We start from the raw sequence: 14,838 nt of genomic DNA, 5'->3' as shown, positions 1-14,838 counted from the left end.
CGGACCGGCGTCGATGGCGGGTGGGGCCGGGTGCTTCCGCGAGCAGGCCCGGCTCCACCCCTCATTACCGGGCCGCACCGATTACCGGGCCGAGCGGCTATTTCCGGGCCGCGGGCGCAGCCAGCAGCGTTCGAGCGGCGGCCTCGATGGCCGCCTCATCCAGCAGCACGGTCGCTGCCGCCGGACCCAGTGGCACGAAACTGTCGGCGCTGGTCACCCGCGCCAGCGGTCCATCGAATCCGGCATCCAGCAGGGCCGTGCACACCGCCTCGGAAACGCCACCGCTGCGGCGGGTTTCATCCGCGATGAGCACCCGCCCGGTCGCCCGCGCGTGGTCCAGGAGATCCTCCACCGGCAGCGGGGCCAGCCAGCGCAGATCCAGCACCCGGGCGTGAATACCGTGGCTCGCCAGCCTTCGCGCCACCCGCAGGCTCATGGGCACGCCGTTGGCGAAGCTGACGATGGTCAGATGCGCGCCGGTCCCGTGCACCCGGGCGCGGCCGATATCGGCATGGCGCACACCGGAAATCGGGGCCAGCCAGCCGCCGTCACCGGCGCGATACAGGTCGCGGGTGTGATACAGCGCGATCGGTTCGAGGAACACGCACACCCGCCCGTCCACGCGCGCGGCCGACACACAGGTGCGCAGCATGGCCGCGGCATCGTCGGCGCGAGACGGGACGGCGAGCACCACGCCGGGGATATCCCGCAGCGCGGCAACGGAATTGTCGTTATGGAAGTGCCCGCCGAAACCCTTCTGATAGGCGAGCCCGGCGATGCGCACCACCAGTGGGTTGCGGTAACGGCCCCCGGAGAAGAACGACAGCGTGGCCGCCTCCCCGCGCAACTGGTCCTCGGCATTGTGCACATACGCCAGGTACTGGATCTCCGGGATCGGCACGAACCCCGCGAGGGCCGCCCCGAGCGCGGTGCCCAGTACGCTCTGCTCGTCGAGCAGCGTGTCGAAAACCCTTCGGACACCGAAGCTTTGCTGCAAGCCCTTGGTGACGCCGTAGACGCCGCCCTTGCGGCCGACATCCTCGCCGAAGACCAGCACGTCCGGGTCGCGGGTCAGCAAGTGCGCCAGGGTCTGATTGAGCGCCTGCGCCAGTGTGAGTGCCTCGCCCGCCGGAACGGACTGTCCGGCAGTCGTATTCGTGGTCTCCGACGCGCCGTTACCGTTGCGTTCGCCGCGCAGCGTGTCGGTGCGCACCACGGTCGGCCGGGCCGGTGCCAGCGGTGCCAGGACCGCGGCGGTGGTCGTCAATTTCGGTTCGTTCCAGGCGCTTTCGGCGGCCGCGGCGACCTGCTCGCCGATCTCGTCGTAGCGTCGGCTCATCTCGGCGGGGGTGAGCACCCCGCTGGCGACGAGCAGCCGCGCGGTGGCGGTGACGGGATCGCGGCGCAGGTCGGCGGCGATCTCGGCCGGACGGCGGTAGGCCGATTCCACATCCGAGCCCGCGTGCCCGAGCAGGCGTACCGTGCGCAGGCGCAGGAAGGCCGGTTTGCGGTGTGTGCGTACGTATTCGGCGGCCTGGGTGGCCGTGGCGAGGGCGGCGGGCAGGTCGCTGCCGTCGGCGTCGAAGAACGCCAGGCCCGGTCGGGAGCCGTAGGCCTGGGCGATCCAGGTGCGCGGGGTGGGCACGCTGATGCCGATCCCGTTGTCCTCGCACACGAACAGGATCGGCATCGGCACGCCCTGATGCGCGGTGTGCACGGCGGTATTGATGGCCCCGGTCGCGGTGGAGTGGTTGGCCGAGGCGTCGCCGAAGCTGCACACCACCACCGCGTCGCCGGGCCATTCACAATCCAGGCGCAGGTGGGCGGCGCGTTCGATGGCGAAGGCGAGGCCGACCGCGCGCGGCAGATGCGAGGCGATGGTGGAGGTCTGCGGGATGATGTGGGCGGGTTTGCTGCCGAAAACCTTGTGTCGCCCACCGGAAATCGGGTCCGCGGCCGCGGCGGCGACCCCGAGCATGACATCGCGGATGGGGTCGAGGCCGGGGACCTGGCGGGTGCGGTGCACGAAGAACGCGCCCGAGCGGTAGTGCAGCAGCGCCGGATCGGTGACCCGCAGCGCCGCGGCCACCGCGACGTTGCCCTCGTGGCCGGAGGAGCCGATGCTGTAGTAGCCGTGGCCTTCCCGGGTCAGTCGCCGCGCGGCGAGATCGAGGTGGCGGGAGGCGGCCTGGGCGTCGAACAGTTCCAGGCAGCGGGTTCCGGTGAGGCCGGTGGCGTCGAGGGGTTCGTGTGCTGGGCGGGTGGGTCCCGGCGTCGTCGCGGCCACTTCCGCGCGAAACCACTGGTCCAGATCCGCTTCCCGGTCGTTGATGACGCCTCCCATATGTCCCATATGTCGCGTACGCCGGGGTGTCAGCGTAGTTGTGAAACGGCGCTATCCACGGCAACTTCCGATCCCTCGGCCAGTCCACCCGACCCGGCCGCGATCACCCCGGCCAGAGGTCCTTGTCCAGCATGTCGGCGATCAGGGCCGCGATGTTCCAGGCATCGTCCCCGCCGCGATGATGGGTGCCCTCCAACGGCAGCCCCGCCTCCCGCAACGCACCCGCCATCCCGAACCCGCGTCGCGATCCGCGCGCCTCGGAGAACACCCGCTTGGCATTGGTGTGGCGACTGCCGAACGGATACGCCGTCCCCGTGCCGGTGCACTGCGCCGCGAACTGTTTGCGGTCGTAGTCGCCCCAGCTCGCCCACGGCCGCGAATCCGCCCGGAACTCGCTGCGCAGCAACGCGCACGCCTCGGCGAACGTCACCCCGCCCGCCACCTGCTCGGGCGTCAATGTCGTCAACCGCGTACAGAACTCACTGACCTGTGAATGCTCGGGCCGCACCAAGATACTGTGCCTGCTCACCCGCTCCCGCGTCCGCAGATCGAGCACACACAGCCCGATCTCGATGATCTCGTTGGGCTGCCCCGGCGGATTGCGCCCCTCCCAGCAGGTGGCCTCCACATCCACCACATTCAGATAATTGCTTTCCATGAGGCGGCACGCTAGCGCGCGTGCGGCCCGACGCGACAACGATTTTCGCCCCGCCGCGCAGCGGTGCCGGGATGCGATCGGCGGAACCGGTATCGGTGGTGGCCACGGTGGGTCACAATCGAAGGCGCGGTACTTCATGTACTGTTTCCTGCCCACGGTGGGGGTACGCAATGAATTCGGCGAACTCGGTCTATCCGTTCAACCCGGTGCTCGCGTTACTGGCCTTGCTGGTGACAATCGTTGCCTCCCTGGCAGTTTGGTACATGTATCACGAGAAGTAGGCGGCGTGTCGCGGCAGCCGCGCCACAGGCGCGCGATGGTGGGTGCGCTCATCACCGCACGGTGGAATACGAACGGGCAGTGGACTGTTCAGCACAGACGGACCTGTTCGATCACTACCCCCACCGGGAGACGGTATGCCCAGTTCCTCGCTGCTCATCGATACCACCACCGATTTCGGCGTGCAGGTGGCCGACCGCCTGGAGCGGGAGCGGATCATCTGGTTGACCACGGTCACCCCGGCCGGAGTGCCGCAGCCCAACCCGGTGTGGTTCCTGTGGACGAAGGGTGAGTTCCTGCTCTTCACGCAGCCCGGGACGCCGAAGCTACGCAATATCGCCGCCGAACCCCACGTTTCGCTGAACTTCAACACCAACGCCACCGGCGGCGCGGTAGTCGTCCTCACCGGAACCGCGCGCATCGACCAGGGCGGTGCCGACGAGAGCGAGCTGGATGCATTCGTGGCGAAGTACACCGAGGGCCTGGTCGATATCGGCATGACCAGGGACCAGTTCTTCGCCGACTACGCGGCCACGGTCCGCATCACCCCCGACCGGCTGCGCGGGTTCTGAGGGTTCTGTGTGACCGTGCCAGGAGCGACTCAGTCGGCCGACCGGCTCACTCCGCGCGCAGTTTGAGACCGGTGTTGTTGCCGGTGTTGCGCAGCGTCAACTCGTCGGAGTCGATGGTGGCCTTGGTCTTTCCGTCGAGGGCTTGCAGGACCTGCGTTTCGACCTCCATGGCCGCCGGGTCGCAGGCCATACGGGTGGTGGCGATCTGGAAGGTGACCTCGTCGCCGTCGATGGCGGCGGTGCCGGTCATGCTGTTGCAGCCCGCGCTGCCGGAGATCTTGCCGTCGGGGGAGATGGTCAGCGCGGGGCGGACCTCGTCGAGGGCGGCGGAGCGGACCTCGGCGTCGGGGCGCAGCAGGGCGGTGACGATCCAGGTGGTGTCGGTCAGCGGCTTGTCCGGGTGGGCGGCCTTGCGGTCGAGCATGGTCACCGTCGAACCGTTGCCCTTCAAGGTCAGGGTGTCGCCGACCAGCGTCCAGGTGGGCTGCGAGCGCAGCAGCCCGTCCTGCCAGCCGTCCGCGCCCGCCGTATCGCCCGGGCACGCCATCAGGGTGGAGGCCAGCTCACCGACCTGCAACGTATTGCCTTGCAGGTCAACGGGTCCGGTCATGGTGTTGCATCCGGCGGTGGCGCTGATACGGCCGTCGGTGAAGCTCAGGGTGAGCGGACCGCCGCCGGGGATCGCGGTGCCCGACACCGCGGTCGAGACGAAGGAATGACCCATGAGCGCCGTCGACGGGGTCCCGGACTCACTGCCGGTGGCCGAGCATCCGGCGGCGAGCACGGAGAGTGCGAGCAGAACCCCTGCGCGAGTTGCTGGCATGACGCCGATCGTACGGCGACTACACCGGCATCCCGAGCGCCGACGCGAGCGTCTGCCCGATCGCAGTGACGAAGGTGCCGATCGCGCCCGGGTCCAGGAACTCCGAATACACGTCGCGGTTGTGGCAGCCCTCGGGGGCGGGGATGCCGTTGAGTCGGTCGTTGAGCCACATCGCCGCGCTGGCCGTGCCCGACACCGCGGCGATGCCATGCTCGGCGAACAGGTCGCGGGTGTACTGCACGCGCGCGTTGGGGTCCTTGCAGTAGATGTCGTAGGTGTTGTCGACCGCGTTGAGCGGCATCACCTCGTCGAAGGTGCCCTCGTAGATGTACAGCGGCGCGGTCGGCGTGCCTCGATGGCCCAGGCTGAGTTCGTCGAGGACGGGCTGCATTTCCGGCGCCTGCATCGGATCTCCCGGATAGTCGAACAAGCCCTTGATGTTCACGAACGGGAATGCCGCGAACTGCAAAGCCACGCACTGGTTTTCGTGCACCAGCCGCACCGCTTTGCCCAGCGGGTTCATGTGCTCGTCGATGAATTGGTTCACCTGCGGGTATTCCCGTGCCACCCCGAACAGGCCGCCCGTCACCGCGCCGCCGAAGGTGGAGGTGCCGTTGTTGTAGTCGATCGCGGTGCGGATATCGGCCATCAGCCCGCCGGACGCCGACCCGACCAGATTGATCTCCGGCGCGTAGCTCGGCTGGAGTTCGGCGGCGTGCGCGGTCGGGATCGCGCCGCCGGAATACCCCCACATAGTGACGCGGGTGTCGGTGCCGGGCAGCCCCGCCGGATCGAAGCCTTCGGCGGCACGGATCCCGTCGAGGGTGATGCGCCCGCCCAGTGGCCCGACCGCGTACGCCGCGTTCGGGCCCTCGTGATCGGGGATCACCACCGCGTGCCCGAGTTGCAGCATGGCCTGCACCTCGACGAACTCCGCCGGGATCACCGGATTGAGCGGATTGGGCAGCGACCCCATCTGCAGCGAATAGGACGGCGCGCAGTTGACCGAGAGCGAATCCTCGGCCATCTGGAACGACACCAGCCCGCGCTGCCCGCTCGGCGCGGCGCGATGCGGCACCACCAGCGTGGCCACCGCCGCGATCGGTTCCCCGCGGGTATTGGTGCTGCGGTAGGACAGTTGCCAGGCGTTCGCATTGAGCGGCAGCAGCCACACATTCGCCAGATTCACCTGCCGTGCCGCGAGGATCTCCCCGGGTGCCGCCGCGGCGACCCGCGCCGGATCGGGTTGGTAGAAGCCGGGATCCAGATACGGCGGCGCGGGCGGGGTCGGGAACGGCAGCGCCGGTTGCACCACGACCGGATCCGCTGCGGCCGACCCGGTCACCGCCGGGCACACCGCCACGGTCAGCCCGGTCACGACCGCCGCGCACGCCTGGGCGATCGTCCTGGTCCCGCCTGTCATATCGAACTCCTCCGGGCCGCTGCGGCGGCCGAGCACCCGCCCCTAAGTTAGGAAGCGATTGTTTTCTAAGTGACTGGCCCAGACAATATGGTCTGTGAATGCGGTGTGTCAACGGTCACGTCGGGCCGGATGTTTGCTGCCCGCCCCGCAGCGGGCAGGATGGTCGCTCGTGAGTGAAGTTTCCCGCCCGCGGCGCACCCAACAGGAGCGCCGGGCAGCCACCGTGGCCAAGCTGGTCGACGCGACCATCGCGGCCATCGGAGAGGTCGGCTATCAACGCACCACCGTGCAGGAGATCTGCGGACGCGCCGGACTGTCGGCCGGCGCCATGTTCCGCCAGTTCGACACCCGCCTCGACCTGATCGTGCGCACCGCCGAGGAGGTCTTCGACCGCCAGCTCATCGGCTACTCGGTGACCATGGAACACCTTGGTGCCCAAGACAATCCACTCGATGTCGCGCTGCGCTACCTGCGCCACGCCCAGCAGTCCAACCTCACCCACGCGCTGCGCGAGATCTTCCTGGCCGCCCGCTCCGACACCGAGCTACGCGAACGCATCGCCCCCATCGCGGAAAACTACTACCGCGAGATCGTGGCCACCCTCGAACGCACCGGCCTGCTCGCCGACTTCCCCGCCCACGTCCGCGAACCGTTGTTCTTCATGCTCCTGCACGTCTTCTCCGGCGAAGCCGTGGTCCGCGGCGTCTACGCCCGCCCCGACCTTGACGCGTCGGTCCTGCGCCTGGTCGAAGACATGCTCGCCGTCTACTCCGCCCACACCGCGACTCCCGCCCCGGAGAGTTGACCTTGCCGCTACGTCAACTCCTAGCGTCGAGGCCATGAGCGAGAACACGATCCCGGCCATCGACCGGACCATCTACCCCATGCCCATGTTCGCCAACTTCCGCGTGCGCGACATCGCGGCGGCCACCGCGTTCTACGAGGCGATCGGATTCATCGCCCTGGCCACCATCCCCGGCCCCGGCGGCACCCCCGCGGTCGTGCACCTGCGTCGCATGAAATACCAGGACCTGCTGCTGGTCCCCGGCGACGCCACACCCGGCACCACCGTCAGCTTCGCCGCGGGCGGCGAGGACCTGGCCGCACTCGCGAAAACCTTGCACGCCAGCGGCTTTGCCGACGCCACCATCGAAGGACCAACGGACACACCCTGGTTCACCAGCGATGTCACCATCGACGATCCCGACGGCAACCGCATCATCCTCACCGCGCCCCGCGAAGCCGACATGGAGCAGGCGAAACAATGGGCCGCAACCTTCGAAGGCGACTGGACCGGCAAGAACTGAACACCTCCGGGAGGGCTTCGTGGAGTGGACAATCGCGCAATTGGCCGACAGTGCCGGCATCACCAGCCGCACCCTGCGCCACTACGACGACATCGGCCTACTCCCACCCACCCGCATCGGTCACAACGGCTACCGCTACTACAACACCGCCTCCGTCACCCGCCTACAACGCATCCTCCTCCTGCGTGACCTGGGCCTGAGCCTCCCCGTCATCGCCGAAATCCTCGACCGCGCAAGCGATCCGAGTGACCGAGCCATCGATGGCGACGAAGTCGCCGAGCCCACCGAACCCCACGAAGACGAGGCCCTACGCGCACACCTGCGCCTACTCGAGGCCGAACGCGCCCGCCTCGACACCCGCATCCAAGCCCTACGCCACCGCCTCGACACCCCCGCCGCTTCCGAAGGCTCCCTGCAGATGATGCTCGAAGGCTTCAACGACCCCTACCGCGACGAGGTGATCGCCCGCTGGGGCGAAGCCGCCTACACCGCCAGCAACACCTGGTGGCACACCAAATCCCTTGCCGAACAACGCACCTGGAAACAAGACACCGACAACCTCATCGCCGCCTGGGTCGAGACGTGGAAACAAGGCCACACCCCCGACTCGGCCGCCGCCCAAGCCCTCGCCGCCCGCCACACCGACTGGCTCCGCGCCATCCCCGGCACCCCCCTCGCCGACGGCGACCGCGACCGCCCCCGCGCCATGCTCACCGGCCTAGCCCACCTCTACGCCGACGACCCCACCTACTCAGCCGCCTACGGCGGCCCCACCCCCGCCACCTTCGTCCGCGACGCCCTCCTGCACTACATCCACCACTCGTTCTGAACCCTGCCGGCTCGACCCGTCGAGCATGCCTTCATGCGGCAAACGTCGGGAAGGGCTCTGCGCCACAGCATTCTGGCGCGGTGGGGCCAGTTCGGGATGCCAACGATTGCTCAGAGGTTGGCAAGCCGAGCCCTTCCTCGGCGGTTGGCACCTATGTAGACTACGAGCTATGAGGACAACGCATTCGCTGGTGCAAGTCGCCGTGGCGTTGATGCGTGCCCCCTCGGAAAGGCATTGGGGCTATGCGCTATCGCAGGAATCCGGGGTTCGCTCGGGGGTCTTGTATCCAATTCTGCGCCGCATGCTCAATGATGGGTGGCTTGCCGATGGCTGGGAGGACGTCACTGAGACGGGTGGCGTGCGACCGGTGCGCCGGTATTACACGCTGACCGCCAAAGGTGGCGTGGAACTGGGCGCCATCCTTGCAGCGGCGCGATCCGAGCGGCGCTTCGTCGGCATTCCGAACCTCGCGGAGGGGCTGGCGTGAAGGAACTTCTGGATACTGTTACCGACTGGCGGGCTTTGGTTCTCGTTCTCTGTGTCTACGGCTTCGCACCGGGGTTTCTCCTGCGCGTCGTGGTCTTGCTGTATCCCCGTGAAGACGCTCGGCGGCGTGAGCTGATCGCAGAGCTGTACGTGGTGCCCCGCTGGAATCGACCGTTCTGGGTGTTCGAGCAGCTCGAAACAGCATTGTTCGAGGGCATCGCGCTGAGAGCGACAGCCACGGCCGCCTTTTTGAGGCGACGTCATGCCGGGCGCAAACGCACCGATTACTTCAGGCTGCCGCATGGGCCCACTATGACCGTCCCGAGAGAAGCTGCCATGCTGTCCATCCTCCGCGCGGCGGAACCCGGGCGGGTTGTACCGGTTGTGACCATCCAGGGCGTGGCCGGAGTCGGCAAGACTGCGTTCGCTGTGGAAGCTGCTCATCGCTTGGCCCCCAAATTTCCTGATGGGCAGTTTTATGTAAAGCTCCAGGGAAGCGGCCCCCACAGTAGGGCATCCGAGATCATGGATACGCTGGGTGGGCTTTTGAGCGGGCTCGGGGTCAAACAGCGTCGTGTACCGCGAACTCTGCAAGGGCGCCAGGAGCTTTGGCGGAAAATGCTGGTCGACAAGCGAATTCTGCTGGTGTTGGATGATTCGGGCGATGGGACATACCTTGATCCGCTCCTGCCTCATGAGGGCCATTGCATGGCGCTCGTAACCAGCCGCGCAAAAGCATTCGAAGAAGGCGCGGCGGTCGTCACACTGGAAGTCCTAACCAGAGCCTCGGCAATCGAGATGTTTTGCGCTCACGCTGGCCGAGCTATCGATCTCGAAGCCGCCCGCCCGACCGTTGCGAAGATCGTAGAGCTGTGCGGCGAAATACCATTAGCGATCAGCATTGCAGCCAGATGCCTCGCCGAGCATCCATCATGGACCCTCGATGAGTTGGCTGACTTGTTGGCAGCCGAGAGGTACCAGGCCGCCGGACATTCCAGCACTGCGGGGCCGGTGCGTGCCGCGTTCGACCTGAAGTACCGGCAATTGTCGCCACTACAGCAGATGATATTCCTTCGATTGAGCTTGTATTCCGCTTCCGTCATTGACGCCACTTTCGCTGCGCGCCTGGCGGATGTGTCGATAGACGAGGCAAAGCAGGAGCTGAAATCATTGCGCGCCTACGGCCTTCTGCAAGAACCCGACCCCAGCCGATACGCATTGCACGATCTAATTCGCATCTACGGCCACGAACTAGCTGCCATCGAACCTGGCATCTGACATTCATTCAGCTGCCAGACAGCTCGCCAGCCTGTGCTCGGTGGGCCCCGAGCTGGCAACCTGTGCAGACCTGTCAGCGATGGGAAGCGGACAAAATTCTGCAGCGAGAGCTCCCTGATCTTCGATAGTGCAGGCTTGGGCGGCTGCGCCCACACTGCCTCCGGAACTGACCGCTCAGCCCTGGCGGGTGGGGCGGATGGTGAGGTCTCCGATTTCGACGTCGTCGGGTTGGTCGATGGTGAAGGCGATTGCGCGAGCTACCGATAGGGGGTCGAGGCCGAGGGTGGCCATGTGCTGTTGGGCCTGGGCGCGCGCGGTTGGGTCGTCGACGGCGTTGTCGATCAGTTCGGTGCGGACGTAGCCGGGGGAGATCGATGTCGTTCGTAGGGTGCCGTCGGTGCTCTCCTGTCGTAGGCCCTCGAGCAGGGTGCGTACCGCGTTCTTGGTTCCCGCGTAAACCGCTTGGGTGGGAACGATTTTCAGGCCCGAGGTCGAGACGACGGTGACGAGGTGGCCACTGCCCTGACGGCGGAACACCGGCAGGGCCGCGGCGATCCCGTGCAGGATGCCCTTGAGATTCACGTCGATCATGGCCGACCAGCCCTTGGTGTCCAGGTCGGCGACGGGGCTGATGCTGCTGACCCCGGCGTTGCCCACCAAGACGTCCAGCCTGCCGAAACGCTCGACGGCGACGGTGACCAGCGATCGGAGGTCCTCGGGATCGGTGACGTCCACGCGGACCGCGGCCGCTTGCCCGCCCGCGGCTTCGATCTCGGTGACCAGCCGGTCCAGTCGATCGGTGCGACGCGCGCCGAGCACGACGACCGCGCCGAGGTCGGCGAGGTGGCGGGCGGTGGCTTCACCGATGCCGCTGCTGGCGCCGGTGATGGCGACGACTTTGCCTCGAATGGTCATGAGGGCCCTCCGGCTATAGTGGACACATGTCCGTTTACCCCGACGACCTTAGCGGACATGTGTCCGCTTCTGTCAAGAGTGGCGGAGCGCGCCGTGCCGACGCGCAACGCAACCGCGAATTGATCCTGCAAGCCGCCCGCGATCTCGTGCACGAGCCCGGCGAGCTGAAACTCAACGCGGTCGCCAAGGCCTGCGGTATCGGACAGGGCACGCTGTACCGGCACTTTCCGACCCGCGAGGACCTGCTCGCCGAGGTGTACCGCCACGAGGTGGACGAGCTGGTCACCGAGGCGCCGCGCCTGCTGGCAATGCACCCGCCACTCGATGCCCTGGCGGCATGGTTCGACCGAGTCGCCGCCTACGCGCGGGTCAAGCGCGACGTGTTCGCCGCCTTCGAAGCATCGACGTGGAGTGACCTCGCCGCCCACAGCCTCGGCCCGATCGGCGACGCGATCGAACTGCTGTTGGCCGCCGGTCGCGCCGACTACAGCATCCGCGCCGACGCCGAGGCCCGCGACGTTATCGTGCTGATCAGCTGGCTGTCGCGACTGGACGACGCCGAACTCGACGCACGTGGTCCACGGCTGCTCTCGATCCTCATCGACGGTCTCCGCGCCCCCGCCTGAGCCCGTTGTGACGGATGGGTAGTTAGAGTCGCACCAGCGAGCGGAACGATAGTTCGCATCGGTGTTCCCTCTACCGGGAGGCAGACCAGTATGCAGACACGAAGCGAAAACCGAAGCCGCGCAGTCCAACTCGATTCGTTCGGCGGATCGGACGTGTTGAATGTGCGCGAGGTTCCCATTCCGGAGGCGGGACCCGGGCAGTTGCGGGTGCGGGTCAGCGCCGCGGGGCTGAATCCGATGGATTGGGTCATTACCGCCGATGCGGACACCGCGGGGCGGTTCGGGTTGAGGCTGCCGGTTGGATTCGGGACCGATTACGCGGGACTCGTTGACCAGGTTGGTGCCGGGGTGAGCGGGTTCGCGCTGGGGGACCGCGTATTCGGGGGTGCCCTGTCGCGCGCGGTCGCGGACTATGTGGTGATCGATGCGAGCTCCGCTACCGCGGCCGATGAAGCCCACCACACGCCCGAAGGCGTCGATGACCGCACCGCCGCCACCCTCACCATCGCCGGACGAACGGCCTCGGCCGCTTTGGCCGTCGTCGACCCCGGACCGGGCGACACCGTGCTGATCGGCGGCGCTGGAGGTGGAGTCGGGGTATTCGCGGTCCAGCTGGCCCGGCTTGCCGGGGCGCGGGTGATCGGGACGGGATCGGCGGCATCTGCGGATTACCTGCGCGATCTGGGAGCCGAGCCGGTCGCCTATGGCGATGGCTTGGAAGAGCGGGTCCGGGACCTCGCCCCCGACGGCATCACCGCCGCGATCGATCTCTTCGGCACCGAAACAGTGCACGCCGCAAGGGCACTCGGCGTCGCCGACGCCCGCATCACCACCATCGCCACCCAGATCGACGGGATCACCCCGGCCAACGGCGCCAACGCCGCTCCCGGCGCGCTGGAAGAACTGGCCGATCTGGTTGCGGGCGGCCGACTTCGGGTCCCGATCGCCGCGAACTTTCCGATCGAACAGATCCGCGCCGCGGTAGAGCTGCAGGCCGGTCGCCGTGTGAAGGGCAAGGTTGTCGTCGATCTCTAGTCGTCGGGGGAGGCGCGGCGGTTGCGTTTGGTGATGCCGCGCCGCTTCTTCTCGGCGATGCGGCGTTCCTTCGCACCGCGGGAGGGCTTGGTGGCGCGGCGAACCGGGGGCGGGGCGGCTGCGGCGTCGCGCAGGAGGGCGGCCAGGCGGTCGCGGGCGGCGGCGCGGTTCTGCAGTTGAGCCCGCTGCTCCGAGGCCACGATGGTGAGGACCCCGTTGACCAGTCGGGTGGCGAGGCGGTCGAGCATGCGGGCGCGCAGCCACTCCGGCACGGACGGGGAGTTGGCGAGGTCGAAGGACAGTTCGACCCGGCTGTCGGTGGTGTTGACGTGCTGTCCGCCCGGACCCGACGAGCGGGAGAACCGCTCGCGCAACTCGGACGCGGGTATCACCAACGTCCGTGTCACCGTCAGGTCCTGTGCCATGATCCGCCGTTCTCTCTCATCCGCCGAGCCCCGTCGCTATCCCACATCGTGGCCTGATTCGGGTACTGCGGTACCAACCGCATACACTGTCGGCCATGCGGATGTTCCTGGATATCCTCCTCGTTATCACCAGCGTGCTGCTGGTGCTGCTGGTGCTGTTGCACCGCGCCAAGGGCGGAGGTCTGTCCAGCCTCTTCGGTGGTGGCGTGCAGTCGAGCCTGTCGGGATCGACGGTGGTGGAGAAGAATCTCGATCGAATCACCATCTTCCTCGGCCTGATCTGGCTCATCTCGATCCTCGGTATCGGCCTCGAGATCAAGTTCGCCTAAAGCTCCCACGTTCCTGTAATCGCCCGGGCACCCTTCAGGTGCCCGGGCGATTCGTCGTGTTCAGGCGGGGTTGCGGTGCAGCGGTGACAGATTGGCCAGGGCGGCACTGAGCGCGCGGCGGGCATCGGCGCGGCTGATGGGGGTGTCGTCGTCGAGGGCGGCCAGTTCGATGGTCAGGAAGTCCCGGATCAGATCCGACATGCTCACCCCGCGATGGTCGGCTTCGGCGCGAATGCGCTGATCCATGGCATACGGCAACCGCACGGTGCGCAACACGGTGACGGGGGTGTCGGGACCGGGGAGGTCGGGTTCGGGGCCGTCCTCGTCGAAGGTCAGATTCGCGAGGAAATCCCGGGCTTCGTCGGCCGTGTGCGGGTAGCCGTGGTCGGGATAGTCATTCATGGTCCGCCTCCCATTGTTCGAACTGGGCGAGGAGCCGGCCCGTCACCGGCGTGACGCCGACAACCTGCTGGTCCCACTGCGACAGCGGTCGTACCACCACCGCCAGCGGCTGCCCGCCGCCGGTGCGGCCGATGATCATGAGGGCGGGTAGTCCACCCGTCCCGCGCACCGACCGCGGCCAGCGTCGGCCCGGACCGGTCAGGACCCGCATGATCTCCTCGGGCGCAATGCCGAGTCGGTCCGCGACGTCCAGGGCCCACTCGGGAATCTCATATCCCACGGCCGCATAATACGATCGTAAAACAGCTGGTCGCCACCTGTCGACCAGGGTTTCTCGAAAACGCCGCCCGAGCGGGCGAAATGTGTGGATTCGGTGAAGGTGCGGGCGACCGCGTGACGGCGTGGCTATCGGTCTGCATCATGAACGAATGGACCCGGTGAAGACGGTCGCGCCGAGCCTCGCGGGAGTGCTGGACCGAGATTTGCTCTGGATGGTGTGGAACACCGTATTGGCTTGGATCCCGGTGGCTTTGGCACTGCTGGTGTTCCGCGGCGAACCCGAGGACGAACGCGGGCTGTCGCTGTCGCCCTTCCGCTGGGGCGGGGTGGCGCTGCTGCTGTTGTTTCTGCCGAACGCGCCGTACGTGGTGACCGATCTGGTGCACCTGCGCGACGACATCCGCGCCGCGGGCAACGGCCCGGTGGTGACGACGATTCTGCCCGTGTACGGGGCGTTCATCATCTCCGGCTTCGTGGCCTACTACCTGGTGCTAGCCGAGCTGGACCGGTTCCTGACCGCGCGCGGACTGGGCGTATGGCGCTTCCCGGCGCGACTGACAGTCCACTTGCTGTGCGCGATAGGCGTTTTCCTGGGCCGTTGGGTGCGCTTGAACAGCTGGGAGCCGGTGGTGCAGCCGCGTGGCACCCTCGATCGGATGATGCTGGCCTTGAGCTGGCACTGGGCGCCGGTGGTGATCACGGCCATGTTCGTGGCAACGGCGGTGGGGCACTTCGTGACCCGCGCGGTCATCGAATCCGGGGTGGACGCCTTCCGCAAGGGCGCTCAGCTACTGCGAACCCGCAAGTTCGCCTAACCGAGCGCCCTCG

Annotated in this window: 18 protein-coding genes; 10 read left to right on the top strand and 8 right to left on the bottom strand. The window is 67.4% G+C overall.

Annotated elements, in window-relative coordinates; all coding sequences use genetic code 11:
- Positions 1-97: 97 nt before the first annotated feature.
- Together ACYVN4_RS09345 and ACYVN4_RS09340 are read right to left on the bottom strand one after the other, a co-directional pair.
- Positions 98-2,344 (bottom strand): thiamine pyrophosphate-dependent enzyme, encoded by a 2,247-nt coding sequence (locus tag ACYVN4_RS09345; RefSeq protein WP_460720536.1) that lies wholly within the window; start codon positions 2,342-2,344, stop codon positions 98-100.
- Between the two features lie 103 nt (positions 2,345-2,447).
- On the bottom strand, positions 2,448-3,002 hold the full coding sequence (locus tag ACYVN4_RS09340) for a 3'-5' exonuclease (protein ID WP_460719293.1): 555 nt from the start codon (positions 3,000-3,002) through the stop codon (positions 2,448-2,450).
- A gap of 416 nt (positions 3,003-3,418) precedes the next feature.
- Here ACYVN4_RS09340 and ACYVN4_RS09335 point away from each other — a divergent pair, with 416 nt between their 5' ends.
- Entirely contained in the window at positions 3,419-3,853 is a 435-nt protein-coding gene (locus ACYVN4_RS09335) for a TIGR03667 family PPOX class F420-dependent oxidoreductase (protein ID WP_460719291.1), read from the top strand.
- A 46-nt stretch (positions 3,854-3,899) separates the two neighbouring features.
- Here the strand turns inward: ACYVN4_RS09335 and ACYVN4_RS09330 are convergent, their stop codons facing one another.
- Together ACYVN4_RS09330 and ACYVN4_RS09325 are read right to left on the bottom strand one after the other, a co-directional pair.
- Entirely contained in the window at positions 3,900-4,676 is a 777-nt protein-coding gene (locus ACYVN4_RS09330) for an META domain-containing protein (protein ID WP_460719289.1), read from the bottom strand.
- 19 nt (positions 4,677-4,695) lie between these two features.
- Positions 4,696-6,099, bottom strand: coding sequence for a lipase family protein (locus tag ACYVN4_RS09325; RefSeq protein ID WP_460719287.1), 1,404 nt, complete (start codon positions 6,097-6,099; stop codon positions 4,696-4,698).
- A gap of 169 nt (positions 6,100-6,268) precedes the next feature.
- Here ACYVN4_RS09325 and ACYVN4_RS09320 point away from each other — a divergent pair, with 169 nt between their 5' ends.
- From ACYVN4_RS09320 to ACYVN4_RS09300, 5 genes are all read left to right on the top strand, one after another.
- Positions 6,269-6,904 (top strand): TetR/AcrR family transcriptional regulator, encoded by a 636-nt coding sequence (locus tag ACYVN4_RS09320; protein WP_460719285.1) that lies wholly within the window; start codon positions 6,269-6,271, stop codon positions 6,902-6,904.
- A gap of 34 nt (positions 6,905-6,938) precedes the next feature.
- Positions 6,939-7,406, top strand: a complete 468-nt coding sequence (locus ACYVN4_RS09315; protein WP_460719283.1) for a VOC family protein — start codon at positions 6,939-6,941, stop codon at positions 7,404-7,406.
- 19 nt (positions 7,407-7,425) lie between these two features.
- Positions 7,426-8,235 carry a MerR family transcriptional regulator gene (locus ACYVN4_RS09310; protein ID WP_460719281.1) on the top strand — a complete coding sequence of 270 codons (810 nt, stop codon included), beginning with the start codon at positions 7,426-7,428 and terminating at the stop codon, positions 8,233-8,235.
- A 169-nt stretch (positions 8,236-8,404) separates the two neighbouring features.
- On the top strand, positions 8,405-8,722 hold the full coding sequence (locus ACYVN4_RS09305) for a PadR family transcriptional regulator (protein ID WP_460719279.1): 318 nt from the start codon (positions 8,405-8,407) through the stop codon (positions 8,720-8,722).
- Positions 8,719-9,999: an NB-ARC domain-containing protein gene (locus ACYVN4_RS09300; protein ID WP_460719277.1), complete on the top strand. Its 1,281-nt coding sequence runs from the start codon at positions 8,719-8,721 to the stop codon at positions 9,997-9,999. The genes ACYVN4_RS09305 and ACYVN4_RS09300 overlap by 4 nt, the downstream gene beginning before the upstream one ends.
- A 174-nt stretch (positions 10,000-10,173) precedes the next feature.
- Here the strand turns inward: ACYVN4_RS09300 and ACYVN4_RS09295 are convergent, their stop codons facing one another.
- Positions 10,174-10,914, bottom strand: coding sequence for an SDR family oxidoreductase (locus ACYVN4_RS09295; RefSeq protein WP_460719275.1), 741 nt, complete (start codon positions 10,912-10,914; stop codon positions 10,174-10,176).
- A 26-nt stretch (positions 10,915-10,940) separates the two neighbouring features.
- Here ACYVN4_RS09295 and ACYVN4_RS09290 point away from each other — a divergent pair, with 26 nt between their 5' ends.
- Positions 10,941-11,540: a TetR/AcrR family transcriptional regulator gene (locus tag ACYVN4_RS09290; protein ID WP_460719273.1), complete on the top strand. Its 600-nt coding sequence runs from the start codon at positions 10,941-10,943 to the stop codon at positions 11,538-11,540.
- A 90-nt stretch (positions 11,541-11,630) separates the two neighbouring features.
- Positions 11,631-12,575, top strand: coding sequence for an NADP-dependent oxidoreductase (locus ACYVN4_RS09285; RefSeq protein WP_460719271.1), 945 nt, complete (start codon positions 11,631-11,633; stop codon positions 12,573-12,575).
- Here ACYVN4_RS09285 and arfB read toward each other — a convergent pair.
- The gene (arfB, locus tag ACYVN4_RS09280) at positions 12,572-13,000 is read right to left on the bottom strand and encodes an alternative ribosome rescue aminoacyl-tRNA hydrolase ArfB (RefSeq protein WP_460719269.1); all 429 of its coding nucleotides are present in this window, start codon (positions 12,998-13,000) and stop codon (positions 12,572-12,574) included. The two genes, ACYVN4_RS09285 and arfB, sit on opposite strands and share 4 nt — an antisense overlap.
- A 95-nt stretch (positions 13,001-13,095) precedes the next feature.
- Between arfB and secG the strand changes: the two genes are divergently transcribed.
- Entirely contained in the window at positions 13,096-13,329 is a 234-nt protein-coding gene (gene secG / locus ACYVN4_RS09275) for a preprotein translocase subunit SecG (RefSeq protein WP_033086851.1), read from the top strand.
- A 60-nt stretch (positions 13,330-13,389) separates the two neighbouring features.
- Here secG and ACYVN4_RS09270 read toward each other — a convergent pair whose 3' ends face one another.
- Together ACYVN4_RS09270 and ACYVN4_RS09265 are read right to left on the bottom strand one after the other, a co-directional pair.
- Positions 13,390-13,731: a hypothetical protein gene (locus tag ACYVN4_RS09270; RefSeq protein ID WP_460719267.1), complete on the bottom strand. Its 342-nt coding sequence runs from the start codon at positions 13,729-13,731 to the stop codon at positions 13,390-13,392.
- Complete coding sequence (locus ACYVN4_RS09265; protein ID WP_379363328.1) at positions 13,724-14,011, bottom strand: hypothetical protein; 288 nt, start codon at positions 14,009-14,011, stop codon at positions 13,724-13,726. The genes ACYVN4_RS09270 and ACYVN4_RS09265 overlap by 8 nt, the downstream gene beginning before the upstream one ends.
- A 148-nt stretch (positions 14,012-14,159) precedes the next feature.
- Between ACYVN4_RS09265 and ACYVN4_RS09260 the strand changes: the two genes are divergently transcribed.
- Positions 14,160-14,825 carry a DUF1361 domain-containing protein gene (locus tag ACYVN4_RS09260; RefSeq protein WP_460719265.1) on the top strand — a complete coding sequence of 222 codons (666 nt, stop codon included), beginning with the start codon at positions 14,160-14,162 and terminating at the stop codon, positions 14,823-14,825.
- Positions 14,826-14,838: the final 13 nt, after the last annotated feature.

It is taken from the genome of Nocardia heshunensis (assembly GCF_054782115.1).
This window is presented reverse-complemented; position numbering and strand designations above follow the sequence as displayed.

What these genes read in the sequence shown, in the direction of transcription:
- ACYVN4_RS09345 (WP_460720536.1), bottom strand. Translation starts at nt 2,344, where the DNA reads ATGGGAGGCGTCATCAACGACCGGGAAGCGGATCTGGACCAGTGGTTT.
- ACYVN4_RS09340 (WP_460719293.1), bottom strand. Translation starts at nt 3,002, where the DNA reads ATGGAAAGCAATTATCTGAATGTGGTGGATGTGGAGGCCACCTGCTGG.
- ACYVN4_RS09335 (WP_460719291.1), top strand. Translation starts at nt 3,419, where the DNA reads ATGCCCAGTTCCTCGCTGCTCATCGATACCACCACCGATTTCGGCGTG.
- ACYVN4_RS09330 (WP_460719289.1), bottom strand. Translation starts at nt 4,676, where the DNA reads ATGCCAGCAACTCGCGCAGGGGTTCTGCTCGCACTCTCCGTGCTCGCC.
- ACYVN4_RS09325 (WP_460719287.1), bottom strand. Translation starts at nt 6,099, where the DNA reads ATGACAGGCGGGACCAGGACGATCGCCCAGGCGTGCGCGGCGGTCGTG.
- ACYVN4_RS09315 (WP_460719283.1), top strand. Translation starts at nt 6,939, where the DNA reads ATGAGCGAGAACACGATCCCGGCCATCGACCGGACCATCTACCCCATG.
- ACYVN4_RS09305 (WP_460719279.1), top strand. Translation starts at nt 8,405, where the DNA reads ATGAGGACAACGCATTCGCTGGTGCAAGTCGCCGTGGCGTTGATGCGT.
- ACYVN4_RS09295 (WP_460719275.1), bottom strand. Translation starts at nt 10,914, where the DNA reads ATGACCATTCGAGGCAAAGTCGTCGCCATCACCGGCGCCAGCAGCGGC.
- ACYVN4_RS09290 (WP_460719273.1), top strand. Translation starts at nt 10,941, where the DNA reads ATGTCCGTTTACCCCGACGACCTTAGCGGACATGTGTCCGCTTCTGTC.
- ACYVN4_RS09285 (WP_460719271.1), top strand. Translation starts at nt 11,631, where the DNA reads ATGCAGACACGAAGCGAAAACCGAAGCCGCGCAGTCCAACTCGATTCG.
- arfB (WP_460719269.1), bottom strand. Translation starts at nt 13,000, where the DNA reads ATGGCACAGGACCTGACGGTGACACGGACGTTGGTGATACCCGCGTCC.
- secG (WP_033086851.1), top strand. Translation starts at nt 13,096, where the DNA reads ATGCGGATGTTCCTGGATATCCTCCTCGTTATCACCAGCGTGCTGCTG.
- ACYVN4_RS09270 (WP_460719267.1), bottom strand. Translation starts at nt 13,731, where the DNA reads ATGAATGACTATCCCGACCACGGCTACCCGCACACGGCCGACGAAGCC.
- ACYVN4_RS09260 (WP_460719265.1), top strand. Translation starts at nt 14,160, where the DNA reads ATGGACCCGGTGAAGACGGTCGCGCCGAGCCTCGCGGGAGTGCTGGAC.